This window comes from Methanobrevibacter sp. UBA412 (assembly GCA_002495685.1).
In the GTDB taxonomy this organism is placed as follows: domain Archaea; phylum Methanobacteriota; class Methanobacteria; order Methanobacteriales; family Methanobacteriaceae; genus Methanobrevibacter_A; species Methanobrevibacter_A acididurans.
Genome location: DAGJ01000019.1, coordinates 1 through 26,410 on the forward strand (window position 1 = coordinate 1; position 26,410 = coordinate 26,410).

At 27.1% G+C, this 26,410-nt stretch carries 28 protein-coding genes; 19 read left to right on the forward strand and 9 right to left on the reverse strand.

The features are described 5' to 3' along the window. The first annotated feature begins 223 nt into the window (after positions 1–223). On the forward strand, positions 224–535 hold the full coding sequence (locus BP997_RS05305; RefSeq protein WP_409198906.1) for a hypothetical protein: 312 nt from the start codon (positions 224–226) through the stop codon (positions 533–535). A 61-nt stretch (positions 536–596) separates the two neighbouring features. Here BP997_RS05305 and BP997_RS05310 read toward each other — a convergent pair whose 3' ends face one another. Further along, a complete protein-coding gene (locus tag BP997_RS05310; protein WP_413828977.1) occupies positions 597–1,430 on the reverse strand; it encodes a methanogenesis marker 8 protein in 834 nt (277 codons plus the stop codon). Between the two features lie 231 nt (positions 1,431–1,661). On the opposite strand from BP997_RS05310, the gene BP997_RS05315 reads away from it, so the two are divergent. Then, on the forward strand, positions 1,662–2,867 hold the full coding sequence (locus BP997_RS05315) for an ATP-binding protein (protein ID WP_409198908.1): 1,206 nt from the start codon (positions 1,662–1,664) through the stop codon (positions 2,865–2,867). A gap of 34 nt (positions 2,868–2,901) precedes the next feature. Here BP997_RS05315 and arfB read toward each other — a convergent pair whose 3' ends face one another. After that, positions 2,902–3,594, reverse strand: a complete 693-nt coding sequence (arfB, locus tag BP997_RS05320) for a 2-amino-5-formylamino-6-ribosylaminopyrimidin-4(3H)-one 5'-monophosphate deformylase (protein WP_409198909.1) — start codon at positions 3,592–3,594, stop codon at positions 2,902–2,904. 25 nt (positions 3,595–3,619) lie between these two features. Then, positions 3,620–4,096 carry an RNA-binding protein gene (locus BP997_RS05325; protein WP_409198910.1) on the reverse strand — a complete coding sequence of 159 codons (477 nt, stop codon included), beginning with the start codon at positions 4,094–4,096 and terminating at the stop codon, positions 3,620–3,622. A gap of 338 nt (positions 4,097–4,434) precedes the next feature. On the opposite strand from BP997_RS05325, the gene BP997_RS05330 reads away from it, so the two are divergent. The 3 genes from BP997_RS05330 to BP997_RS05340 all read left to right on the forward strand — a co-directional run bounded on the left by BP997_RS05330 (position 4,435) and on the right by BP997_RS05340 (position 5,899). Continuing rightward, complete coding sequence (locus BP997_RS05330) at positions 4,435–4,668, forward strand: LSm family protein (protein WP_409198911.1); 234 nt, start codon at positions 4,435–4,437, stop codon at positions 4,666–4,668. A 247-nt stretch (positions 4,669–4,915) separates the two neighbouring features. After that, positions 4,916–5,101 (forward strand): 50S ribosomal protein L37e, encoded by a 186-nt coding sequence (locus BP997_RS05335; RefSeq protein ID WP_409198912.1) that lies wholly within the window; start codon positions 4,916–4,918, stop codon positions 5,099–5,101. Between the two features lie 231 nt (positions 5,102–5,332). Next, positions 5,333–5,899, forward strand: a complete 567-nt coding sequence (locus BP997_RS05340; protein ID WP_409198913.1) for a sugar O-acetyltransferase — start codon at positions 5,333–5,335, stop codon at positions 5,897–5,899. On the opposite strand, the gene BP997_RS05345 is transcribed toward BP997_RS05340, so the two are convergent. Continuing rightward, positions 5,896–6,354: a hypothetical protein gene (locus BP997_RS05345; protein ID WP_409198914.1), complete on the reverse strand. Its 459-nt coding sequence runs from the start codon at positions 6,352–6,354 to the stop codon at positions 5,896–5,898. The two genes, BP997_RS05340 and BP997_RS05345, sit on opposite strands and share 4 nt — an antisense overlap. A gap of 480 nt (positions 6,355–6,834) precedes the next feature. Here BP997_RS05345 and rnc point away from each other — a divergent pair, with 480 nt between their 5' ends. The 3 genes from rnc (at position 6,835) to BP997_RS05360 (ending at position 9,700) form a co-directional block, all read left to right on the forward strand. Continuing rightward, on the forward strand, positions 6,835–7,509 hold the full coding sequence (rnc, locus tag BP997_RS05350) for a ribonuclease III (protein WP_413828979.1): 675 nt from the start codon (positions 6,835–6,837) through the stop codon (positions 7,507–7,509). A 132-nt stretch (positions 7,510–7,641) separates the two neighbouring features. Then, the gene (locus BP997_RS05355; protein ID WP_409198916.1) at positions 7,642–8,010 is read left to right on the forward strand and encodes a hypothetical protein; all 369 of its coding nucleotides are present in this window, start codon (positions 7,642–7,644) and stop codon (positions 8,008–8,010) included. Between the two features lie 121 nt (positions 8,011–8,131). After that, a complete protein-coding gene (locus BP997_RS05360; RefSeq protein ID WP_413828500.1) occupies positions 8,132–9,700 on the forward strand; it encodes a hypothetical protein in 1,569 nt (522 codons plus the stop codon). A 67-nt stretch (positions 9,701–9,767) separates the two neighbouring features. On the opposite strand, the gene metX is transcribed toward BP997_RS05360, so the two are convergent. Beyond that, complete coding sequence (metX, locus tag BP997_RS05365) at positions 9,768–11,243, reverse strand: homoserine O-acetyltransferase MetX (protein WP_413828981.1); 1,476 nt, start codon at positions 11,241–11,243, stop codon at positions 9,768–9,770. Between the two features lie 192 nt (positions 11,244–11,435). Between metX and BP997_RS05370 the strand changes: the two genes are divergently transcribed. The 5 genes from BP997_RS05370 (at position 11,436) to BP997_RS05390 (ending at position 16,286) form a co-directional block, all read left to right on the forward strand. After that, on the forward strand, positions 11,436–12,965 hold the full coding sequence (locus tag BP997_RS05370; protein ID WP_413828983.1) for an asparagine synthetase B family protein: 1,530 nt from the start codon (positions 11,436–11,438) through the stop codon (positions 12,963–12,965). Positions 12,966–13,149: 184 nt separating this feature from the next. Next, the gene (gene gatC, locus BP997_RS05375; protein ID WP_409198920.1) at positions 13,150–13,359 is read left to right on the forward strand and encodes an Asp-tRNA(Asn) amidotransferase subunit GatC; all 210 of its coding nucleotides are present in this window, start codon (positions 13,150–13,152) and stop codon (positions 13,357–13,359) included. 90 nt (positions 13,360–13,449) lie between these two features. Then, positions 13,450–13,935: an amino acid-binding protein gene (locus BP997_RS05380; protein ID WP_409198921.1), complete on the forward strand. Its 486-nt coding sequence runs from the start codon at positions 13,450–13,452 to the stop codon at positions 13,933–13,935. Between the two features lie 21 nt (positions 13,936–13,956). Further along, positions 13,957–14,976 carry a homoserine dehydrogenase gene (locus tag BP997_RS05385; protein ID WP_409198922.1) on the forward strand — a complete coding sequence of 340 codons (1,020 nt, stop codon included), beginning with the start codon at positions 13,957–13,959 and terminating at the stop codon, positions 14,974–14,976. 92 nt (positions 14,977–15,068) lie between these two features. Beyond that, positions 15,069–16,286, forward strand: a complete 1,218-nt coding sequence (locus BP997_RS05390; RefSeq protein ID WP_413824900.1) for a cofactor-independent phosphoglycerate mutase — start codon at positions 15,069–15,071, stop codon at positions 16,284–16,286. Between the two features lie 43 nt (positions 16,287–16,329). Here the strand turns inward: BP997_RS05390 and BP997_RS05395 are convergent, their stop codons facing one another. Then, positions 16,330–18,129, reverse strand: a complete 1,800-nt coding sequence (locus BP997_RS05395) for a DUF2207 domain-containing protein (protein ID WP_413828985.1) — start codon at positions 18,127–18,129, stop codon at positions 16,330–16,332. 36 nt (positions 18,130–18,165) lie between these two features. After that, positions 18,166–18,720, reverse strand: coding sequence for a LemA family protein (locus tag BP997_RS05400; protein ID WP_409198925.1), 555 nt, complete (start codon positions 18,718–18,720; stop codon positions 18,166–18,168). A 353-nt stretch (positions 18,721–19,073) separates the two neighbouring features. On the opposite strand from BP997_RS05400, the gene BP997_RS05405 reads away from it, so the two are divergent. The 5 genes from BP997_RS05405 (at position 19,074) to BP997_RS05425 (ending at position 24,135) form a co-directional block, all read left to right on the forward strand. After that, positions 19,074–20,675 (forward strand): CTP synthase, encoded by a 1,602-nt coding sequence (locus BP997_RS05405; protein WP_413828991.1) that lies wholly within the window; start codon positions 19,074–19,076, stop codon positions 20,673–20,675. Between the two features lie 234 nt (positions 20,676–20,909). After that, on the forward strand, positions 20,910–21,695 hold the full coding sequence (locus BP997_RS05410; RefSeq protein WP_413828987.1) for a hypothetical protein: 786 nt from the start codon (positions 20,910–20,912) through the stop codon (positions 21,693–21,695). Between the two features lie 412 nt (positions 21,696–22,107). Beyond that, positions 22,108–22,788 carry a TIGR00289 family protein gene (locus tag BP997_RS05415; RefSeq protein WP_409198927.1) on the forward strand — a complete coding sequence of 227 codons (681 nt, stop codon included), beginning with the start codon at positions 22,108–22,110 and terminating at the stop codon, positions 22,786–22,788. 62 nt (positions 22,789–22,850) lie between these two features. After that, positions 22,851–23,522, forward strand: coding sequence for a diacylglycerol/polyprenol kinase family protein (locus BP997_RS05420; RefSeq protein WP_409198928.1), 672 nt, complete (start codon positions 22,851–22,853; stop codon positions 23,520–23,522). A gap of 37 nt (positions 23,523–23,559) precedes the next feature. Next, on the forward strand, positions 23,560–24,135 hold the full coding sequence (locus BP997_RS05425) for a thymidylate kinase (protein WP_409198929.1): 576 nt from the start codon (positions 23,560–23,562) through the stop codon (positions 24,133–24,135). A gap of 20 nt (positions 24,136–24,155) precedes the next feature. Here the strand turns inward: BP997_RS05425 and BP997_RS05430 are convergent, their stop codons facing one another. Then, positions 24,156–24,722: an AAA family ATPase gene (locus BP997_RS05430; RefSeq protein WP_409198930.1), complete on the reverse strand. Its 567-nt coding sequence runs from the start codon at positions 24,720–24,722 to the stop codon at positions 24,156–24,158. 26 nt (positions 24,723–24,748) lie between these two features. Next, positions 24,749–25,486, reverse strand: coding sequence for a 4-phosphopantoate--beta-alanine ligase (locus BP997_RS05435; protein ID WP_409198931.1), 738 nt, complete (start codon positions 25,484–25,486; stop codon positions 24,749–24,751). A 147-nt stretch (positions 25,487–25,633) separates the two neighbouring features. On the opposite strand from BP997_RS05435, the gene BP997_RS05440 reads away from it, so the two are divergent. Next, a complete protein-coding gene (locus BP997_RS05440; protein ID WP_409198932.1) occupies positions 25,634–26,410 on the forward strand; it encodes a PAS domain S-box protein in 777 nt (258 codons plus the stop codon).

The following is a 26,410-nucleotide window of genomic DNA, read 5'->3' on the forward strand; positions in this document are numbered from 1 at the left end:
TGTCAAATAAAGAAACCAAACTCAAAAACACATTCTACAACTTCTACAGATCAACAAAAATACCTCAAAAATAGGGTTTCTACAGAGCCTAAAATTATTAAAAAAATAAAAATCAGAAAAACAAGTTTTTAATATTTGGGGCCAAATTTATATTTAATAATAAACATACATATACAAAGAATTATATTAACAAAAATTTTATTGAAGGATGGTGAAAAAATAAATGGCAAATAAAGCAGCAACAGCATTAGTATTTTTTGTAATTGCAATAATAGCATTCGGTTTAAGTGCCTGCTGTGCAATGGCAACATATGGTGCATTTCAAACATCATCAATCACAGGATCTGATAATGGTGATACAGGTAGTGTAAGTTCTGATTATTCAGTAAGTGATGGGGATTCAAATACTCAATCTTCTAATAATAATCAAGATATCTTAACAAATGTTAAAGATACTGTAAAATCATTACTCGGAATGGATACAAGCAATGAAACCCAATATAGTGAAGACTCCTCTATAAGTAATGGTTATTAAATCTCCCGTTTTAATTATATGGGAGATTCACAATTTTATTCTACTTTTTTTTAAAAAAATTTTAAATTAATGGTTCAGGTATTCTAGGATTATCTTTTTTAGGCTTAACTCCACCAATTTTATCTAATCTCAATTTTAAAAATTCAGCACCCTTTGGAGTTATAGCATAAATAGGTACAGATTCACCTACTTTATAAACATTATTTTCTTCACAAATCTCCCAAACATATTTAGAAGCACAAGCAGTTATAATTTCACAATTACTTATTAATTCACTTGCATCTTTCTTGCTTAAACCTGTGGTGTGAACACCAAAAATGTAAATATTAACATCAGGATTAGAATCTTTTAATTTCTGGATTTCATTTAAACCATCACAACCTGCCAAAGTTACAACAATATTTTTAAAACCTCTATTTATTGCAAGTTTCACACCTTCAACTTGATTAATTGTAGTATTCTTGGGATCTGCTACATTTTCAATACCTATTTTTTCTATTATTTCAGGTATAGGGCTTGTTTTTATAAGTCCAGATACTCTTCCACCTACTCCTTGAACAATTTCAGGATTATCTAATATTACGGTTCCACAACCTTCACAGACCATTACGGCACAATCTATAATATTTTCTTCAATTAATGATGATGTTATTTCAGAGATTCCGAATGTTAAGAAGTCTTTCATTCTGATTTCACGTTCTGCTGTGCACATACCAAAATCTTTTATACGAAATTCAATGTTTTCTTTTATTTTATCTTTAGTAAGTTTTTCAATATTTCTATGTTTATGAAATAGTGGGCAGTAATCTATTTTTGGTTCACCAATGTTTACAATTTTCCCATCTTTAATCACTATTTTAGATTTACCTAATGCTTCAATAATGTGTTCATCCATTTTATCACTTTTAAAATATTTAGATTTAAATCTTATATATGTTTTTTCCTATTTTTTTTAAGTTATTAAAGTTTTTAGATTCATTTTTATAATTTTTTTCAGTGTATTTAAAATTTGTATGTTTTTTCCTATTTTTTTCAGTGTATTTAAAAAAGTTTATATGGAATATTCTATTTATATATAATATAATTGGAAACAATTTTTTAAAAAATTTATAAAAAGGTTTTAAAAATGTATACATTAAAAAGAGATTCTTATTTAAATAAAATTAAACCATTAATTGATAAAGATATCATAAAAGTTTTAACTGGTATACGTCGTTGCGGAAAATCTGTAATGCTAAAATTAATAATGGAAGAATTAGAAAACAAGGGAATATTAAAATCTAATATAATTTATTTAAATTTTGACTCATCCAAATTTCAAAACATAAAAACTAATGAAGAATTAAACAATTATATTACAAAAATTTTAGAAAATAAAAAAAATAAAGTTTATCTTTTTTTTGATGAAATACAAAATGTAGATGGATGGGAAAGAAGCATTAATGGTTTTATGTTAGATTTTAAATGTGATATTTATATTACAGGTTCAAATAGTAAATTATTAAGTGGGGAATTAAGTACTTATCTTACAGGAAGATATATTGAAATCCCAATTTATCCATTTAGTTTTAAGGAAATATCACAATATTATCAAGAAAATAATAAGAAAAAAAGTAATTGGGAAATATTTAATGAATATATTGCATATGGAGGATTACCTATTCTCTTAACATTAGATGAAGATAATAAATTAATGTACTTAGAAGATTTATATAATGCAATACTCTTAAAAGATGTAGTAACTAAGTATAATGTTAAAAATCCAAAGGTTTTAAACAATTTAATGCATTATATAAGTTTAAATATTGGACATACATTTTCGGGTTATAGTATTTCTAAATATTTCAAAAATCAAGGAATCAATGTAAGTCCAAATACATTATACAATTATTTAAGTTATTGTGAAAATGCATGTTTGATACATAAAGTAAAAAGAGAAGATTTAGTAAGTAAAAAAGTTTTGAAATCTAAAGAAAAATATTACTTAACTGATCATGGTTTTCGTCAAGCATTATGTTTATGTAATAATAGAGATTTAAGTCAAGTTTTTGAAAACATTGTTTATAATGAAATGTTAAGATTAGGTTATAAGGTAACCATTGGTGAGATAAAAAATAAAGAAATAGATTTGATTTGTAAAAAACATGATCAAAAAGTTTATATTCAAGTAACTTACTTATTAGATAGTAAAAAAACAAAAGAAAGAGAATTTGGTGAATTATTAAAAATTAATGATAATTTCCCAAAGATTGTTATAAGTGCAGATCAATTTGACTTCTCACAAGATGGTATAAAACATTATAATATCATTGATTTTTTAAAAGAATATTAAGTAATTTTTATTATAAAAATTTAATACTTTTTTTTTAGAAGTCACTTAATTTTTCTATATCAAATAGGACACTGCTTACGCATAAGTTTATTAATTGTTCCCCATATACCTTATCCACGTATACACCGTTTTCTTCCACGTCTCGTGCACCTGATTCAATACCCGGATCATCTAATCTTGCTTGTTTAAATTGTGATAATCCTACTTCTCCATAAATATTAGTATCTGCTTGGTTTTTTATTTGCTTTTCATCAAGTATTCCTAGTACTTTACCCATACTTAGTTCTCCTGATGCAGCATGGGGTCCTTCGTTTTCTACAATACTATTATTTACTTGTATTGTTACTCCTGATTTTTCTTCTATAAAATCTAAGTATTGGTATATGGGTATGTTTCCACCGTGACCATTTACTATTATGCATCGATCAATTTTTAGGTATTGTTTTGCAGATTTTAATGTTTTTGTTATTTCGTAAGCTACATCTTTTAGTTCGTAGTGTACACCATGATGTATTGTTGGTAATTCATATGCAGGGAATACTACACCTAAAAATCTGCATCCACTATTTAAACTTGCAATGAGTGATACGTAGGAAGCTATTTTTGCATCAGTGTCTATTGGTAATGATGGGCCGTGGTTTTCAAGGTGTGATCCTAATGCTAGTACTCCTACTTTATGAACTCTTGTGTTTTTTATGTTTCCTGCTTCTAGTCTTAGTTTCACCATTTTATATTAATCCTCCCAAATTTTATTATAATTCGAATTCCCAGATATCGTCGCCTATGTAATGTAATGTTTTTATTGCTTTTCCTGTATCATTTTCTTCCATTTCAGGACCAGTTATTAAACTTTCTCCCATTACTAATGGTTTGTGATGGTTTTCATCCACTACTAACACCACATCTCCTTTTTCTATTGTAGAGTCTGCTTGTGTTATTCCTGGACTCATTACATCTGCCCCGTTTGTCATGAATTTAACTGCTCCCATATCTACTACTACGGTTTTTGAATTTAAATCTTCGTAGAGTGCTGCTTTTAGTGTTGGGTATGGTTTGTTGTTAATCATTATGATGTATGGTTTACCATTTACAAGAACGAAATCGTTTGGGTCTACTTCTAGTAATTCTACACTATCTTTGTTGTTTATTAGTGTACCGTATTCTCCTAATTGTTTTTTGATTTCTTTAATCTTTTTTTTCTTTAAGAAGTATCGTTTTTTGACTTTCAAATTATTCCACCATTTAATTCTTTATTATTTTTATTATTTTGTTGTTTATATGATTAATAATTTATTATACTTAAGGCTAAACCTTTATATACTTTATTGGACTATATTATATTATTGTTGTAATTAAGATTAAATCATTAAAATAAGTATTTTATTTTTAAATTAATTTAATAATTTGTTTAAAATGGGCTTTATTTTTTTGCTTTGTTTTAATTATTAAATTACAGAAAAAAATTATTAATTTGTAGTTTTTATTTATTTGGATACTGTTAAATATTTTTTTAATAGTTACCTTTAAATAGGAAGCTAACATATTTATTATAGTATAGGTGATAATCATGAGCGGACAACAAAATGTTCAAAGACCACTTGACGCATTAGGTCAAGCATTAAACTCTCCAGTATTGATCAAACTCAAAGGAGATCGTGAATTCAGAGGTACATTAAAAAGTTTTGATTTACATATGAATCTTGTACTTAATGATGCTGAAGAATTAGAAAATGGAGATGTTGCAAGAAGATTAGGTACTGTCCTCATTCGAGGAGATAATATAGTATATATCTCACCTTAGATAGTCTTTTTTCTTGATTAATTACATATATATGCGTAATATTTTTGGGAATGTTTTATTTTATTAAAATATTTCTTTTATTAAAATTTTTATTCAATTATTTTAATTTAATTAGTAAAAAATATTTATTTTTTTAGATTATATTTTTTCTTTTTCTAGTTAATTATTTGTTGAATTATATAATTTTTATTTAAATCTTATAAGATATTTCACTAATAGATAATAAGTTTGAAGGGAGGAATTTGCAGTGAAAGGAACACCTAGTATGGGTAAGAAGAATAAGAAAACCCATATTCGTTGTAGAAGATGTGGTAGAAACACTTACCATGTTCGTAAGAAAGTTTGTGCTTCTTGTGGTTTCGGTAAATCTAAGAAGATGCGAAGTTACAATTGGCAAAATAAAAAACCTGTTACTGGTCAAAGATTAGTTTAAATGGGTTTTTACTTATTTATTTTTTCTTTTTTTTATACTATTTTAGTAATACTTTTTTATGTATTATTATTAACTACTTTTTTTTTAAAAAAATTATATTAATCCATAAAAACAAAAAAATAAACATACTCCATAAACCTTAAAAGAAATGAAAAACTCACACATTCTAAATTTAATAAAATAAGTATAGAAAGAAACACATATATTCCAATTCAACTTATACTAAAAAAAATGAAACCTGAAAACAATATATTCCAAAGAATCCAAGAAGGACAAGAAATCAAACAAACCGATCCAGAAATCCAAAATCTTTACAAAACATTCGATGAAACATTAAAAACAGTACAAAAAATAAACACTACAATACTAAGTAAAGATGAAATAAGAAAAATACTAAGTAAACAATTCGGTTATAAAATACACGAATCAGTATACATAATACCTCCTATATACTTAGACTATGGTCATAATATAAAACTTGGAAAAAACATTTTCATAAACCATTCCTGCAGCCTACTAGACCAAGGAGGAATAACAATAGATGATAATGTAATCATAGCGCCAAAAGTAAATTTAATAACCACAAATCATAAAATAAAACCAGAAGAAAGAACTACATTAATTTCTAAACCTATACATATTAAAGAAAACGTATGGATTGGTACTAATGCTACAATATTGCCAGGTGTTACAATTGGAAAAAATAGTATAATAGCTGCAGGAGCAGTAGTTTCAAAAGATGTTAAAGATAATGTAATTGTAGCTGGAGTGCCTGGAAAAATAATTAAAAAAATTTAAAAATCTTCTACTTTTAAACTTAAATTATTAATAATATCATTAATTAATTTTTTATCTTTACCAGTTTTATCAAGAATTAAACTAGTTAATTTTTCAGCTTCATCCTGTTTATAGTTAGCATTTAATTCTTCACCAATACTATCCCATAAATCTACAGCCCAATTCTTTTTACCATCATAAACTTGATCAACTAAAGTTAATTTCCCATCATGTAATCTGATTAAACGAATATCTTGTTTAGGTTTAGATTTCCTACCTTCTTTATTACAATCAAGATATAATCCATTTTTCATTTCTTCTTTATAGTCTCCAGCTTTAACAAAATCTCCAGTAATACTGTAACCATTCATTACACTTTTATCTAATCCTTCAACAGTTTTTAACCATCCTCCACATCTACGAAAATCAATACTAGGATCAAGTTCTGTAATTTCTTCACACCAATTTAATATCATTTTTATCTATCCTCTTTTTTTCAATCATTATTTTTTTTTAATTGTTATAATCATAAAATTAAGGGATATATTAAGAAAAATATTTTCATGATTTTAGTTTATGCTTACTTTAAAATTATGTTTGTATAAATCAATAGTACTCAAAAAATGTGTATGTTTTGTTTTACTATTATTTTACATTCATATTTTAATTTTAAGCATTTAAATCATCTATTAATCTGTAAATATTTTTTTATCCCTTTAATTTAAATAAACACCTATATTAAAAAGGTTAATCTAATTAAATTTAATTTTTATTATAGATTTTTCCTTTTTATTTTGGTTAAGTAATAATTTAATAATTAGTTTATAAATGACTTATCCGAGAGCAAATGAAAAGTAAAAAAAGGTTTTGATTTGAAAAATTTGGAAAATAATTAAATACAAAAACGAATAAAATATTTATTAGCTTTAAAATTACTTTATTTTTTTGTGATTTGAATGAACGAATTATTAAATAAATTTAACATTAAAACAAACAACTTAGATATATATGAAACAGCTTTCACACATTCCTCTTATGCGGTGAAACAGGAATTACCCTTAGATTATGAAAGATTAGAATTTTTAGGAGATTCTATATTAAACATGTTCGTATCAGACATTTTATTTAAAATGCACCCTAATTTTGGTGAAGGAAAACTAACAAAAATTCGGGCAAATTATGTATGCCAACAAGCATTAATCTTTTACTCACATAAATTTGGTTTAGATCAATATGTTAAATTAGATTTTGAAGACAGTTACTTAACAAAAAACGAGGTATTAAGTATAACAGCAGATGTTTTTGAATCTTTCTTAGGAGCAATATATTTAGATCAAGGATTTGATACAGTAAAAAAATTTTTAATCGAAACCATTTATCCTTATATAAAACAAAAATTAATCTTTTTTTATGATTATAAATCTTCTATTAAAGAATATGGGGATGCAAATGAAGTAAAAGTCGATTATGAATTATTAGAAGAAAAAGGATTACCTCATAATAAAACATTTAAAATGTGCATTTTAATAGATGGAGAACAGTACGGAACTGGAGTAGGTAAAAATAAGAAAGATGCAGAACAATTAGCTGCTAAAGAAGCAATAAGTAAATTAAACATAGAAAGTAAATAATGCATATTTTAGGATAGTAAATGATTTTTTTTAATTATTATTCACTGTTTTTATAATTTATTTATTAATTTTTATGAATATTTGAAAAATTTAAATATAAATTAATTTTCTATTTTTTTTTGAGTGATTTTTATGGTTGAATTAAATAAAGATAGTATTTTAGAAAGTTTTAATGAAATGGAACAAGAATTACGTTTATATCCTATAGAAGAGGGTTTAGAAGATGATATTATAAGTGTTATTAAAGGTAAAGAATTATCTTCTAATGAAATGTTTGATTTAGATTCTAGAATTGAAGAATTTTTTTATGGTGCTGGTTTGAAGTGTCGTAAAGAAACTTATTTTTTTGATAATGGTTTTGAATTTTATGTTACTGAATTAGAAATTGATTTACGTAAATTGGTTCATATTCGTGATAGTTTCCCTAAATTTGATCGTGTTAGTGTTACTACTGATATGGATCAGGGTTTTTCTACTTTAGCTGTTAAATTTAAATTATAAAATATTCTTTTTTTTATTACTATTTTTTCATTTTTCATCCTTAAATTTTTAAGGGTAAGTTTTATTTATTGATGTGAATATATTATCATATAGACATGTTTTTCATTAAAAATGATTGATAATGGAGGTGACAAATTTTAAACCTATAAAACAGATTGTTATTTTAATCTTACTTTTTGCATTAATATCTTCAATCACTTGTGTATCAGCAGAAAGCTTAACAAGTAATGATAATTCCACTAATATTATAAGTAACTCTACAGATAATAGTGTATCTAGCACTAATTCTCCTAATATTATTTATATTAATCCAGGTGATTCTATAAATGATACTGTTAATAAAGCAGCTATAAATAGTACTATTATTTTAAATCCTGGAGTTTATAATGAATCTGGAGTTATTATTAATAAGAGTATTTCTATTTCAGGTAATGGTAATTCTGATGATGTGATTATTGATGGTAAGAAAGCTAATAGTATTTTTATTATAAATAATTTTAGTACTGTTTATGTGTCAAATCTTACTTTTATTAATGGATGGGGTGCAGATTTTGGTGGTGGTATAAATTCCCAGAATTCTTCTTTATATGTTGATAATTGTAATTTTATAAATAACACTGCTCATACAATCAATGGTGGAGGTATTTATAGTGGTGGTGAAGTTGATCTTAAATCCTATTTGTTTGTGAATAATTCTTATTTCTGCAATAATTATGCAGGTCATGATGGTGGAGCTATTACTACTTATAAAGGTGATAGTTATATTTATAATAGTGTTTTCACCTTAAATTATGCTTACCGTGATGGTGGAGCTGTTCGTGTTGGAGTTTATTCAACCACTTACATTTATGGTTGTTTATTTGAGAATAATACAGCAAGAGAATGGGGTGGAGCTTTATATAATTGGCCAGGTAAATTAAGTGTTTATAATTCAACAATTAATAATAATACTGCAGGTACTCGTGGTGGGGCAATTATTACTTCCGGACCTTTAAATGTTTTTGATTCTGTTATTACTAATAATTATGCTGGAATGTTTGGTGGAGCTATCTTTATTGATGAAGAAACCCCTGGAATACCTTCTACAGCTACAGTTAATAATAATATTATTATGAATAATAGTGCATGGATTGAAGCTCAAGATATTTTCATTGATTTAACTACTTCTAAAACTACAAATTTCGATAATAATTATTGGGGTACAAACGATCCAATTAATGGAAGTGATTATAAGTATTCTTGGGCAGATCGTGTAAGTTTTAATAATTTCACAAATAATCCGGTTAAATGGATTACCCAAAATAATTCTAATTCAAATAATAATGGGGTTAATGTGAATCCTAGTACTAATAGTACTAATCCAATTAAAACTAATAATGCATCTTCACAAGTAACTAATACTCTAAATAATTTAGCTAAGTCACTTAATAGTATGAGTGGTAATTTAACTAATTCACTCCATAATGATTCTAGTCAAGAAAATCAGGTTTCTGATTCTTTGAATGTTCAAACTAATTCAAATGTTGGTGCTAATCCTGATTCATCAAGTTCTGATTCAAAAAAGTATACTGAAGTTAAAGTGAATAAAACTAATGATAAAAATAATAATGATAATTTACAATACTTTATTTGTGCTTTTATTGTACTTGCTGCACTTGTAATTGGATTTTATATGCATAAGAAATATTAAAAGTTCTTTTAAAGAATTAGTATAAATTCTTTTTTTTAGAACTAATAAATTTTTTTTTACTATTTTTTTATACTGTGTTTGTGAATAAATGACTTATTAAATCAGTTGTTATTACGCCTATAAGTTCATCATTATCATCTATTACAGGTAAACAACTTATATCGTCATCTTTCATTCTACCTGCTATTGTTCTTATAGTTTCATCTTTTTTACAGAATTTAACATCTTCAGTCATCACGTCTTTTAATTCTTCTCCACCTTGTGCTATTGCCTTTGAAAGATCCCATGCAGTTATGATTCCAATAAGTTTATTATCCTCTGTTACAACAGGTAAGTGTGTTACATAATGGTCCATCATAATTTTCGCTGCTTTTTTTATTTTGGCATCTTCTGTAATGGTCATTACTTCAGTGTTCATTAAATCTTCCACAATATTATCTTGTAAGAACCGTGATATAAGGTAGTTTAATTGTCCACCTTCAAGTAGGAATGCGTCATGTCCATAGTTACTTTTTATTTCACTGTAAGATATTTCTATGCCGTTTGCTTGCATTGCTCTTAATATTTCTTCTGCTTGTTCATTAGTATATAACCAGTCACTGTCAACATTAATGTATTCTATTTTAGATTTTATTGGTTTGAATCCGTCAATGAGGGATCCATTTTCACTTAAATCGAATAAATCTATTGCTTTGGTAATGTATAAATATGAATTTGCATCGAATCTTTTGACAAATGTTTTTCCTTGATGGTGAAGGTAACTTTCTACTTGGAAATCTGTTGTGAAATCGTAGGTTACTTCATCTTTGTCTTGTAGGTCTCTTCCAAATTTTAAATACATTGATTCATCGGATAGGTATGTTATGTGTGCTATCATTCTTGCTACTGAAAGTCCTGCTTCTGGTGCTGTGTCTGTTTGGTAGTATTCTCCGTTTTGCCAAAATGGGTCTTTGATTATTGATTGTCTTCCTACTTCGTTGAATGCTATTTGTTGTGGGCTGGATCTTGCTGTTGTTGCTATTGGTATTGCTTTTTTAACCATTTCTGGATAACTTAATGTCCATTGTAAGGTTTGCATTCCTCCCATTGATCCGCCTATTACTGCTAGTAGTTTTTCTATTCCAAGTAGGTCTATTAATTTTTTTTCTACATTAACTATGTCTTTTATTGTTATTACTGGGAAGTCTATTCCGTATTCTTTTCCTGTTTTTGGGTTTATGCTTGCTGGTCCTGTTGTTCCTTTGCATCCTCCTAGGACGTTGCTGCATATTATGAAATATTTTTCACTGTCTAATGCTTTTCCAGGTCCTATTATGATTTCCCACCATCCTGGTTTACTATCTCCTTCGTGCCATCCTGCAGCATGTGCATCTCCTGTGAGTGCGTGACAGACTAATATGGCATTGTTTTTTTCTTTGTTTAATTTTCCGTATGTTTCGTAAGCTATTGTTACATTATCTATTGATTTTCCTGATTCTAATTGTATTTCTTCAGATAATGTTACTGCTAATGGTTTGACTATGCCGACAGATTTAGTCTTCATTATTAATCCCTTCGATTAGTTTTTTTTAATAAAAACTTTAATTTTTTATTAATTATTTTTTTATTGGTTCTATTATTTAATTATTTTTTATCAATAACTACTTTAACGATTGTTATATTTAAAGTTTATTTAACATCCCATCAATAAATACTAAACAAATATAAAAAAACTTTTTTCAAAGGAAAAATTTACATGTGCTCAATAATAGGATTAAAAGGAAACATCAAAATAGAAACATTAAGAAAAATGATGAAAACAACCCAACATAGAGGCCCAGATGCATCAGGAATCTATTTAACAAACAATAAAGAATCATTACTCAAAAAAAACCCTCGAAACCTAGTAAACTTAAAAAATCAGACTTATAATATTGGACTTGGACAAAATCTCCTCTCCATATTCCCAAGTGTTAAAAACCCTGAAGATGCAATTAAAATAAACACACAACCAATTAAAAAAGATAACTTAACACTCATATTTAATGGAGAAATCTACAATTACCTTGAAATCATAAAAAAAATTGGAAATGAAGAAAAAACACGTTCTGATAGTCATCTGCTCTTAGATTTAATCATTAATAAAAAAAATACTAGTGGGAATCTTAAAACTGCAATAATAGAAACACTAAAAATTATTGATGGAGATTATTCTTTTGCAATAACAGATGATACTAACTTAATACTAGCTAGAGATCCTGTTGGAGTAAAACCATTATATTATGGAACAAAATTAGAAGAAAATATTATGGGCTTTGCCTCTGAACGTAAAGCATTATGGGCAGCAGGAATAACAAGTATTAATACCTTAAAACCAGGATGTATATTATATAATGATGAAATCATAGAAGTTAATGATTTATTTAAAACTATTACAAGTAATGAAGCTTCATATGAAGATTACATGAACCAATTAACTAATACTTTATATGAAAGTGTATATAAAAGAGTTATGAACTTATCTGAAGTAGGTTTAATCTTTTCCGGTGGAGTAGATAGTGCATTTCTTGCATATATCTTAAAAAAAATTAGTTTGAAAACAGGTTTAAAAGTAACCTTATATACAGTAGGAAATATTGGAAGTAAAGACTTAGAATATAGTAAAAAATTAGCATCCACTCTAGATTTACCATTAAAAATTCAAGTAATTACTCCTCAAGAAGTAGAAAATAGTATTGAAGATGTTATAAAAAGTATTGAAAGCACTAATCCTATGAAATTAGGGGTGGGTATGACAATATTTCTTGCATCTTATATGATAAAACAAGATAAAATAAAAGTTGCACTATCTGGACAAGGAGCTGATGAACTATTTGCAGGATACAATAGATACATGAAACATGTTTTAAACCATGATTATCAAGGATTAAATAATGAATTAACTAATGATATTGAAAATATTTACAATGTAAACCTTGAACGTGACGATGCAGCATGCATGGCAAATGGTGTAGAACTAAGAGTACCTTACCTTGATTATAAACTTATAAAACTTGCAATGACAATACCTTCAGAATATAAAATCTTAAACCCTGAAGATAAACTTAAAAAACATATTCTAAGACAAGCAGCAGAAAAATATGGAGTACCTAAAGAGTACGCACAACGTCCTAAAAAAGCAGCACAATACGGTTCTGGAATAGATAAAATCTTAAAAAAGCAGACTAGTAAAAAAGTAGATTTTGATAAAATTTTAAATGATTTTAAAAATGAATTAATAAATTAACCATAGAATATATATCTTCAATTTAAAATTTTTTTTTTTTAATATATAATTTTTTAGAAAACTTAAATTATTTATTTATTTTCAATTCTATTCCTTTTAAAAACTTTTATAAATATAAAAAAACATATTTTATTATTAATATAAAACATTTAATAAATTTATTAAAAAAATGGAGAAACAATAAATGATAGAAAAAGATGCAGAAAAGATTTTAGAAAATTTCTCTAAATCTTTAGACACTATTCCAGATCTTGAAGAAACTTACTATATTACGGATAATTTAAATTTAGAAAGAAAAGATGAAGCACATCCACAAGATAGTGCTAGAATTGTTAGAAACACTAAAACAGATAAAGATGGTAATGTAGTAGTTAAAAAAGCAGACTGGGTATAAAAAAAATTTTAATATTTTTTTTTATTTAAGATGACTTTTTTATTCCTTACTTTTAAAATTAATTAATAAAAAAATTATGATGTGGTAATTATGAGAATGAATTTAGTCTTAGAAATCCAAGATGTTCCGGGACAATTAGTATCAGTCTTATCACCAATAGGTGATTTAGGAGCAAATTTAGTCACAATCATTCACCAAAGAAAAGTTAAAAATGAAAAAGGTTATATTCCTGTACAAATCACAATTGAAGGAGAAAGAAATAACCTTAATGCAGTTTTAGATAAATTTGATGAAATGGGAATAAACATTTTAGAAAAAGATGATGTGATTTTAAAACAAAGAATCAGCACAATCCTCATTGGAGATGTTATAGATACTGATGTAAGAGACACTCTTGATAGAATAAATGTCTTAGATGGTGTTTGGGTTGTTGGATTAGATATAAAATTAGATAAAGAATATAAATCCTCAGCAATGATTACAATTGAATCAGATATTGGACAAAAAGAAACAACATTTAAAAAAGTCCAAGAAATAGCTAAAGAAAAAGATTTACTTGTAATAAATGAGGTCTAAAAGATTTAGGGGTTGACATTGATGGATGAATGTAAAATAATTGTAATGGGATTTGGATCTGTAGGTCAAGGTATTGTAAAAGCAATAAAGATGGAAAAAGATAAAATCCTAGAAACTTTAGGAATCAACCTTAAAATTGTAGCAGTTGCAGATTCTTGTTCTTCAGCAATAAATCCAGATGGTTTAAATGTTGAAGAATTACTTAAAACAAAAAGCGAAAAAGGTAAATTAGGGCAATGTCCTAATTGTGGAACCACAAATACCGATACTGATGTATTAGATAATGTGGATTATGATGTTCTTATGGAATGTACTCCAACTAATATTGATGATGGTGAACCTGCAAGAACATTAACATTAAAAGCTTTTTCACAAGGAAAAGATGTAGTAACAAGTAACAAAGGACATTTAGCTTTAAATTATAAAGAATTAGATGATGCTGCTAAAGCAAATAATGTAATGTTTAAATTTGAAGCTAGTGTTGGTGGGGCAATGCCTATAATTAATTATGCTAAAGATGCATTAAGTGGTAATCAAATTATTAGTATAATTGGAATATTAAATGGTACAACTAATTATATTCTTTCACGTATGACTAGTGAAGGTTCAAGTTACCCTGATACTTTAAAAGAATCTCAAATGTTAGGTATAGCTGAAACTAATCCTACACAGGATGTTGAAGGTATAGATGCTGCATGTAAAGCTGTAATATTATCTAATAGTGTGTTAGGTCAACCTGCAACATATAGTGATGTTGAAGTTGAAGGAATCAGCAATATAACTAGTGAAGCCGTATCATTAGCTAAAGAAAATGGATATTTAATTAAACTCATAACTGAAGTTTCTCCAAAAACTTTAAAAGTTTCTCCAAGATTAGTTAAACAAGGAAGTAGTTATGATTTAAATGGAACATTAAATATGGCAACACTTAAAACAGATTTAGCTGATGAAGTCACAACTGTAGGTAAAGGTGCAGGATCACTTGAAACAGCATCTGCTATGATGACTGATTTAATAACAATTCTTAGAACAAAAAATTAAAAAAATTATTTTTTTAATTTAAAAAAATTTTAATTATTATTCTTTTTTAACATTCTTTTTTTTTAAATTATTATAAAGGGAAGTGTATTATTTTGAAATATGTAATAATGATAGGTGATGGTATGAGTGATTACCCATTACCAGAACTAAACAATCACACACCATTAGAAGTAGCTAAAAAACCAAATATGGATAAACTTGCAGAAAAAGGATGCTCAGGACTTACAATAAATGCACCTAAAGATTTACCTGTAGGCTCTGATGTGGCTAATATGAGTATTTTTGGTTATGATCCACATAAATATTATACAGGTCGAGGACCAATAGAAGCTGCTAATCAAGGAATAGAAACTGTTGATGGAGATGTTGTTTTCCGTTGTAATTTAATTACTGAAAAAGATGGTAAAATTGTTGACTTTACAAGTGGACATATAAGTACTGAAGAAGCAACTGAATTAATGGAAGCATTAAATAAACATTTTAAAGATAAATACCCTGATTTTAAAGGTTTTTGGCATCATGGTTTAAGTTACAGACATTTATTTGTTTATCATGATATAAACACCAGTAAACTTGAAATACCTGCACCTCACGATATAGTGGATGAAGATTTTAATAAATACCTTGATTTTGATACAAGTTATGGTAAAACTATTAAAGATATAATGTTTGAATCTAAAGAAGTACTTAAAAACCATCCAGTAAATCTTAAACGTGTAAGTGAAGGTAAGAATCCTGCAAATATGATTTGGTTATGGGGTCAAGGAACTAAACCTAGTATGCCTGCATTTAAAGATTTATATAATATAGATGCTGCAGTAATAACTGGGGTAGACTTATTGAAAGGTCTTGCTATTTTCACTAAATTAAATAAAGTTGATGTCCCTGGTGCAACTGGATACTTTGACACTGATTATGAAGCTAAAGCAGAATATGCATGTAATGCACTTAAAGATAATGATTTAGTTATAATTCATGTTGAAGCTCCTGATGAAGCAGGACATGCTGCAGATATTGATGAAAAAATTAAAGCTATTGAAAGAATTGATAAAATCATTTTAGGTAAAATCTTAAAAGAATTACCAAAATATGGGGATTATAAAGTAGTTGTTTTACCAGATCATCCAACACCAGTTCCACTTAAAACTCATAGTAGAGATTTAGTGCCAATTACAGTTTATTCAAGTATTAATGAAGATAATAAGGATAATGTTAAAGTATTTAGTGAAAAAACTAATAGTGAAGGTTCTCTTGGAACTTCTAATATTGGTTGTGATTTAATTAAAAATTTATTAAATAATACTTGGTAAAAAAAGTAAAAAATTTAGAAAAAAAGTAAAAGTAAAAGAGCATTTAGAATGCTCCTCCACCTCCACCTCCAGATCCTCCACCTATATCAAAACCACCATCACTATCAGTAGCATTAGCAGTTGACATACCAGTGTTGAATGCTGAATCCATTAATAAGAAACCACCATAAGAATGGAACATATAAGTATCATTATAATATGGATCATAACTTGAATTATCATAGTATTCCATTTTCATAACCTTATGTACTTTATCTGCAACTCCTAAAGCTGCTGCATATACAAGGTATTGGTTCCAGATTTCAATAGATTCTGGAGGATGTTCTTTCATTAAACTATTGTCATTTAAGAATTTTTTGAAATTTTTCCATTTGTCATGGAATTCTTTTCCATTTTCAGTCCATCTACCACCAACATCATCTGGTAGTATTAAACAAATAATTGATGTAATAAAAATTATTATTGCACCAACAAGGGAATAAGTAGCTGTTGGAATAGTACTTAATAGTGCCATTGCAGCAATAAAGATAGATAAAATGATTCCTCCGATTCCAATAAATGTAAATATTGTGGAACCAGTATTTATAAAGATTTTTTTCAATTTGTCCTCATTTAAATATTGGAAAGCGAAATCTTCTTGCCATAATTCATATTTTTCTTTAAACCATTCACCGTTTTCTCTATTACTTAATGTATCTTGGAAATCGTTTAAACTTAAAGTTCCATTATCGTCTGAGAAGGTTTTGAAAATATTTATAATATCTTTTTCGTGAGTATCTAAGTTATCTGCTTTATCATTGTTCACGGTTAAGTATAAGTTCTTTTTATCTGGTTTATCTGTATTTTCTACTGTTAATTTTAAGATTTTTCTATTAATTAAATCCATGATTGTTGCTTCGAAACCTTTCATATCAGGGGTTCCGATATTACTACTATTTTCTATTAAAGCATTAATCATTGCTGGAGGGTCTTTGGTAGGTAGTTCTCTTTCATATATTCCATTGTAGTTGATTTTTGGTTCTCTACCATATTTTAAGTATACTCCTATAGGTGCAAGTGGACTTATGCAACATAGAATTCCGATTATTAAGAATAGGTTATTATAAAATTCAGTACTACTTTTATAATCTTCTTGTGTTTTCATGATTTCATTTAAACCATTACGATTTTCATGTTTTGCATTAACTGCATTTGAAAAGTCTTTTAATGGCATTGTTACTTGTAATTCAAAGTAATCTCCACTAGGTATACTTGTAGTTGTGGATTGTATTGTGTTACCAGTTATACTACTTGTTTGATTAAATTGTGGTGGATTTAACCAGTATTGGTTACCTGTATTTGATGGTAAGTGTATGGTTGTTATGACTTGGCCTACATCTACATCCCATTGATCTCCCCATAATTTGTACTGTAATGATGCAGTATCTTTATAGAGGGTTACAACATTTTTAAAATCATAATTTATATGCACATCAACATTTGTATCTGAGATAGGTTGTGTTTTTGCAGCATCACTATATAAATAAATTTTTATATGTTCTGTGCCTGATTCATTAGTTATTGTGTATTTATTGTATGCTCCGTCTGTTGTTATATTCAGGTTTTCTATGCTTTCACCACTTTTTAGTGGTATGTCTCGGTATACTCCATTGTAGGTTCCACTAAATATGTAGTGGTATGTTTCTTGGATGTGTAGCATTCCATTGTTTTGCACGGTTAAATCAAGTAAAGCTTGACTTATACTGTATTCTTTATCATCATCTTCTGCAAAAGCAACTGATAGGGTTGAAAGTAAGAATATTGAAAGTATTAAACATGTGAATATTTTTTTATTAATTTTCATATTTTACCTTAAAAATAATTTATTATTTAAGTTCTTTTAGAATTCTACTTTAGGTACAGTTTCAGCTTCTTCTGGTGCATCAAAGAATTCTTCTTCTTGGAAGTGGAACATGTTAGCAATTATGTTACTTGGGAACATTTGGCATTTATTATTGTACATTAATACAGTATCATTATAGAATTGTCTGCTGTATGCTATTTTATCTTCAGTTTCTGCTAATTGGTCTTGTAATTTTTGGAAATTAGTATTTGCTTTTAAATCAGGATAATTTTCTGCAACTGCAAATAATGATTTTAAAGCTCCACTTAATTGATTATTAGCTGTACTTGTTTCTTCAACACCATTTGCATTCATTAAGGATGATCGGGCATTGGTTACATCTTCAAGGACTGTTTTTTCGTGACTTGCGTAACCTTTTACGGTTTCAACTAAGTTTGGAATTAAGTCCATTCTTCTTTTAAGTTGTACGTCTATTTGACTCCAACTATTTTTTACTCGGTTTCTAGCATTAATTAATCCATTATAAGTTGAAATTAAGTATATGATTATAATGAGGATTATTACTACTAGAATTATTAATATCCATGACATAAATTTTCATACTCCTTTTATTTTATGCTTATTTTTATAAACTTTAAACTATTTATATTTTTATCCTTAATTTTTTCTTATTTTTAATTAAATTTATTATTTATGATTAATTACATTATATATTTTTAATTTTCTTCTTGTTTTGTTTACTTTTTGTTAATTTTTTTATTTTTTTTCTAAAAATTTTTTCACGAATATTCATTTGGTGTTTATAAATGAATTAGTTAAATTATCTTTTTAGCATAAGGTATAATATATTAATTAAATCAAATAGATATATTATTAATAATTTTTATCAATAATTTAGAAAATAAATTTACTTTATAATTTTATAAAATTGGGAGAGTATTAATCTGACAAAATATATTTGTATAACTGGTGGAGTTGTTAGTTCAATTGGAAAAGGAATAACCTCTGCAAGTATAGGACGTCTTTTACGTTCATTTGGTTTGAAAGTTGCTGCAATTAAGATAGATCCTTATCTTAATTGGGATTCTGGAACATTAAATCCTTACCAACATGGTGAAGTTTTTGTAACTTATGATGGGATGGAAACAGATTTAGATTTAGGTCATTATGAAAGATTCCTTGATGTGGAGTTACCTGGTGTTTCTAATATTACTACCGGTAAAGTTTACAGTGCGGTTATAGAGAAAGAACGTAAAGGTGAATTTTTAGGTGCTTGTGTACAAATTATTCCACATATCACTGATCAAATTAAATCTATGATTCGTGAAGTTGCAGCTGAAGGTAATTATGATGTTTTAATGGTCGAACTTGGAGGTACTGTTGGTGATATTGAATCTCAACCATTCCTTGAAGCTTTAAGACAATTACGTAATGAGGAAGGTTTTGAAAATGTTATGTTTGCACATGTTACTTTTGTACCATATTTAGATGCTGCTAAAGAATTTAAAACTAAACCTACTCAACATTCTACTAAAGAATTACGTAGTATGGGTATTAATCCAGATATGATTGTTACACGTAGTCCTAAACCTATAGATGATGCTTTACGTATGAAAATTGCACATTTCTGTGATGTGGGATATGATGCAGTAGTTCATACACCTGATGCTGATAGTATTTATGAAGTTCCATTAGTTTTAAATAATTTTGATGTTGGGAACTTTATAAATAATCGTTTAAATCTTGGAATAGACACTAATCCTAATAAACTTAATGAATGGGCTGAAGTTGTGGATAAATTAAAGATTCGAAGTCCAGTTGTTACTATTGGTATTGTAGGTAAATATGTTGAATATGAAGATGCATATATTAGTATTCGTGAATCATTACATCATGCAGCTGCTGAAGTAGGTGTTAAAATGAATATTGAATACTTCTCTAGTGATGTTGATGAGTTAAATAAAAATGAGTTAAAACATTTAGATGGTATTCTTGTTCCAGGTGGATTTGGTGAACGTGGTCTTAAAGGTAAACTTGAAGCTGTGGATTATGCATTAGATAATAAAGTGCCTATTTTTGGTATTTGTCTTGGAATGCAATGTATGATTATTGAGATTGCTCGTCGAAATGGTTTAACAGATGCGAATAGTACAGAATTTGATACTGAAACACCTTATCCAGTAATTGATATGATGGAAGAGCAAAAAAAGGTTAAGAATATGGGTGGAACTATGCGTTTAGGTCAATATGATTGTAAATTAGTTCCAGATACTAAAACTTCTGAAGCTTATAATGTTCCTGAAGTTAAAGAAAGACATCGTCATAGATTTGAATTTAATAATGATTATAGGGATAAATTAGAAAGTTTAGGTGTGACTATTTCTGGTACTACTCCTGATGATTTCCTTGTTGAAATTATAGAAGTTAAAGATCATCCATGGTTTGTTGGTTGTCAATTCCATCCAGAATTTAAATCTAGACCTAATAGACCTCATCCTTTATTTGTTTCATTTGTTGATGCTGCAAATAATTATCGTCAAAATTAAATTTTAAAATATATTTTTTTTTATTCATTTTATTCTTATTTTTTCTATTGTATGTACTGATTTTTCACCTTTTTTTTCAATAAATTTTGTTCTAATATGGATAAACTTTATAAACTACTTGTATTATAATTATTAGTAATAAACTTGTACTGAAATATAATAACATATTCAGTATGAATTTTTTTAAAACAATTTAATTAATATTAATAAAAATATTTTTTGGGATAAATTATTATGGATATTATAACAGCAGCTATACTAATCATATTATTTATTATAATTTTAATTTTTAGTTTTTCAATGGGAATGTTAACCCCATTAATTAAGAAAAAAGAAATAGGATTAGTGATTATTATAGGAGTGATTTTGGGAGTTGTTGGTGGAGCTTTTTTCATCACACCAACCTTGCAAGGTTATCCTCAAGCAGTAGGAACTTTAACACAAATTGTTGATGGTGGTCATGAAATAATGACAATTGAACTTCCATCTTCAGCAAATATTAATCAAGTAAAATCTAATATTGAACAAATGGATGGAGTGAATAATGTTTCAAGTAAAGGAATTTTAATTCACACTCAACCTTTCTCGGACAATACTTCGGCTAATTTAGATAAAAACATTGAGTATATGAATGCTAATTTAAGTAATTGGGATATAGATAATAAAGCAGGTATAATTAATGTAAATTTCACTAATAATAATCTTACACATAATCTTAAAACTTTAAAAGAAAGATTATTTACTGATTATGGTGTTTACTACAGTTATGCTGTAATTGAATTACAAGTTGATGCTAAAGCTGGTAGTGTGCAACATATTACAACTGAATTATCTAAGGATAATATTGTTGTAAGTGATGTTAATGGTCCTGTACATGATTCAATAGCTAATGCTCAAAATAATATGCCATCTTCTACAGTAGTAGTCCTATTTTGTGCAATTCTTGGCGGATTTGTAACATTACTTGGAGTGTATATAGATCCAATTAGAAGATTTTTAGGTAATATTAAGTGGCGTTAGTACCTTTTAATAAATTCTTATTTTTTTTGGGGGATTAAATTATAATCCTCATTTTTAATCTTTTTTTTTAAATTTAATTTAGTTAATATTTTCTAGTTTTAATCGCAGAAGATTTAAAACTAATAAGAGATACTATAAGTGTCATCTATGAAGAAATGGTAATATGTTTAAATAAATATTTCATAGATGTTTATTTTTTTCATTTTCTAAAAGGATGTTTTGTAAAATAAAATCTACCTTAAAAATTTTAAAAATGAGTAAATAATAAATAAATGATTTTTTTTCAGGGTCAGAAAAACCCTTAAACTATTTTTTTTTAGATTAAAATCTATTTTATTTATAAAAAATTTTTATACTATTTTATATAAAATTAATATTATTAATTAAGAATTTAATAGGATTAATGTTTTTTATGAAATCTGCAATATTATTTAGTGGTGGAAAAGATAGTACAATGGCTTTAAATTATTCATTGAAGCATGGGGATGAAGTATTATATTTACTTAGTATGAAAAGTAAAAATCCAGAATCTTACATGTTCCATGTTCCCAATATTGATTTAACAAGTCTTATTAGTGAAGCTGTAGGAATACCTCTTATTCAAGGTAAAAGTTCAGGAGTTAAAGAAGAAGAATTGGTTGATTTGAAAAAAGAATTAATTAAACTTAAAAATCTTGGTGTGGAAGCAGTTTATACTGGTGCTTTATTCAGCCAATACCAAAAATCTAGGATAGATAAATTAACAAGTGAAGTTGGTTTAGATTGTATTAATCCTTATTGGCATATGGATCCTGAAGAATATATGAATCTTGTTATAAGTGAAGGATTTGATGTAATAATTTGTGGAGTATTTGCTTATGGTTTAAATGAATCTTGGCTTGGAAAACACATCACAACTGAAGTTTTAGAGGATTTAAAACAGGTTAATAAGGAGTGTAGGATTAATTTAGCTTTTGAAGGTGGTGAAGCTGAAACATTTGTCCTTGATGGTCCTATCTTTAAAAAGAGAATTAAAATTTTAGAAGCTGTAAATGATTGGCATGTTGATAATGGGACTTATAATATAATTGATGCTGAACTTGAAGATAAATAATTTTTATTCAATTCTTTTTTTATAAATTTTTAAATACTATATTAAATAATAAGTTTAATTATATGTATGATATATTTTTATGGATAATCACATTTGTTTATGTAGGAATTGTATTTTTCATTTCAGAGAAAGTTTTTAATAGTGAATCTGTTTTTTCACGAAAATTTTTACATATAATGATGGGTAATTTAATATTTATAATGCCATTTTATAGTAGTAATCTTGTAATGGCAATTTTTGTTACTTTACCAATTGCAATAGTATTGTTTTTAATGACAGATTATTCTCCAATTCAAATTATGAATAGTGGAACAACTCGTTCTGGTCATAATCTTGGATTATTCTATTATGCATTTATTTGGACAATTCTTTTAATTATATTCCCTAATAATCTTGGTATTGTTGCTTTAAGTATTGGTGCTATGTCTTATGGTGATGGTTTTGCTAGTGTTATAGGTGGAATGTATGGTAAGCATATTTATAATCTCACAGGTGATGATAAAACATTGGAAGGTTCTGTGGGAATGTTTTGTGCTATTATAGTGTCTAGTTTAGTTATTGTTGGATTTTATTTATTAGTTGGTGCTAGTGTTCCAAGTTTTAATGTGTTTAGTTTAGTTTTAATTGCATTAATTGCAACATTTGTTGAAAGTGTTAGTCCTAAAGGTTTAGATAATATTATGGTTCCATTATCAACAGGAATACTTTATTGGATATTAACTGTATTATTATGATGGAAAAAAATTATTTTAGTTAAAGGTGTGTTTTCAGATGAGATTTATAGTTGTGGATGGATTAGATGGATCTGGTAAGGATACTCAATCACATTTACTTTATAAAAAGTATAGTAAAAAGGGGTCTTGTGTTTTACGTTCTCATCCTTCAAAGGACACTGTTTTTGGTCGAAAGAGTAAAGAAGCATTACTTGGCCGGGGTGAATTAAATAAGTTAAAAGCTACAGTTTTTTATGGTTTAGATGTGATTCATTCTCTTATTAAATATTATGGTACTGCTGAGACTGTTATTTTCACTCGTTACACTTTGGCTGTTTCTTATCTTCCTGGACTTGTTGGTTTGTTTATTTATAAAATTGTTTGTGTTATTTTACCTACTAGTGATTATATGTTCTTTTTAGATGTTTCTCCTAATGAATCTTTAAAACGTATGGATTCAAGAGGAGAGGAAACTGAAATGTTTGAAAATTATGATAGTTTACATGAAACACGTCAAAAAATTTCTAATGTGATTTATAATTGGAATGTTATCCCTGCAGATAATAGTGTTGAAGAAGTTTTTAATGAAATTGATAATACTATTAAGACTGTGGATTATAAAAAGTTAAATTAAAAAAAAATAGTGTAAAAATGTTATTGTAAGTAAATTGTTTCATGATTTAAGATTTTATCAAAAAATGTGTCTATTTTATTGTTGTATTCTTCAAATGTTGATTCGTTTACTATGATATAATCACTTGTTGCAATCACATTACCTATTCCGAATTCTAATTCTCTTTTGTCACGTAATCTGAAACTGTTAATGTCTTGTGTATCGTCTCCACGTCCTCTTTTACTTATACGGTTAAATCTTGTTAGGGGGCTTGCAAAGACTGATATTAATGTGAAATCTGGGAATGCGTCTTTAAACAGTTCTACTTCAAATGGGCTTCTTATTCCTTCAACTATTATTAAATTTTCGTTATCTGGACATGTTTCTATTAATTCTTTAACTTTGTTTATTGTGAATTTTGCTACAACATATTGTCCATGTTCTAATCTGAGATTAGTTGCTGTTGTTCCTGTATCTTCGCCCCGTTTTTTTGCTTCTTCTCGTATAACATCACCCATATTTGTTACAAGGTAACCTTTTTCTATAGAATATTTTGAAATGAAACTTTTTCCTGAGCCAGGTAGTCCTGAGATTCCAATTACTTTCATTTGTATCACTTATTTTTACTTTTTGTTTATTGTTTTATTTTAAATTCATCTAATGATTTTTTTAAGTTTTCTTTATTATTAAAATCTTTTATGATTTTTTCTAAATCTTTAGTTTCATAGTTTTTATATTCTTTAGCTAGTTTTGTCATGTATGGAATTGCTCGTACAATATTGTCCACTATTGTAACTGTACTCATTTGAGCAGTTCGTGATAGTGGATTTAAATCTATTGTGATGATTTCTTTTCCATGTTCAACAAGTATTTCTGCACGATCCCCATCTTCTAATGGGACTAAAACCACATCGGAAGTGTAAATGCCTTCAGGTGAAGCAGTTGATCGGGGATTTGTTATTCCATCAATATTTAATAATTCACTTGTGTTAGTTCCAAGGATATCATCCCATCCATGTTCTTTAAACATTTTTTCAATAATTTGCACACGTTCTTCACTACGATAGAATAAGTTAAGCTCGATTTTACATTCTAATTGGGTAGCTAAATCAATTATTTCATCTATAACTAATGCTGTTGTGTTACCATTAACTGAGAGTACAGGGTTTTTTGCTAGTAATAATTTACATACTGCTACTTTCATAGCTTCTTCTGCAGGAGGACAAGTTTTTTCACCTAAAAGGTAATCGAATGTTTCTCCTCTTCCATGAGCTATCATACCTGAATCAGCAAGGTAACCTTCTTTAAATGCATTTTTAATTTTATCTCTTAAAACGAGGGATTCATATCTTGGATGATTTTTAGGAATCATAATATTATAATTTATGTTTTTTTTATTTATAAAAATTTATATTATATAAAATTTTTTTTAAATGAAATATTATAAATAATTGGAATTTAATAACTTATAATTATATTTTTGAATTTAGGAAACAATTGTATAATGGGTTTGTTAAAATTGAAAACTATAGGAAGTATTAATCATATATTTGAGGATTCTTTTAAAGAAAAATATTCTGAAAAATTTGCAAATTATGGTGAGGATTCATATTGTTTAGCTTTAACTGATTATAAAAATCATATAATCAATTTTGTTACTTTTACTTTAGATGAATTTTTTGTAGAAACTAGTAATGTTGAATGTGAATTTGATTCCTCGCTAAATGATTTATCTGAACTTATCACTTCTTTAAAATATGGGGTTGATGTTTTTAAACCTTATGATAATGGGGAGGATTATACTATTTCTTATCTTTCAGATATTAGTTTTCGTTTCTTTCTTAATTTAGGATTTTTAAACACTAATCAAATCCTTAATAAACCTTTAAAAATTATTTTCCCAAAATTTAAAGAATTAGGTCTTTTTGAAATATATAATAATTCTTATAATTTAAATAGGATGAATAACTTTAAATTAATACTATTTTTTAATGAGGAGTTATTATTTGATGCTAATTATCGTTTATCTAGATATAAAGATTATTTAGTGCAGATGGTTGATGCTATTTCAGATTTTCATTATATGAAAAGGATTCAGCATATTTTTAATGAATCTACAACACCTTTAATTATTATTCAAGAGGGGATGGTTGTAGAAGTAAATGATGCTTACTTAGAATTGTTTGGTTTTAAAAAAGAAGATATTGTTGGTAAGCCTTATAATTTTTCTACTAAAAATTCTTTAAACATGAGTTTATCTGAGCGTAAAGATAGGCTCTGTCAAAAACTTAGTTGA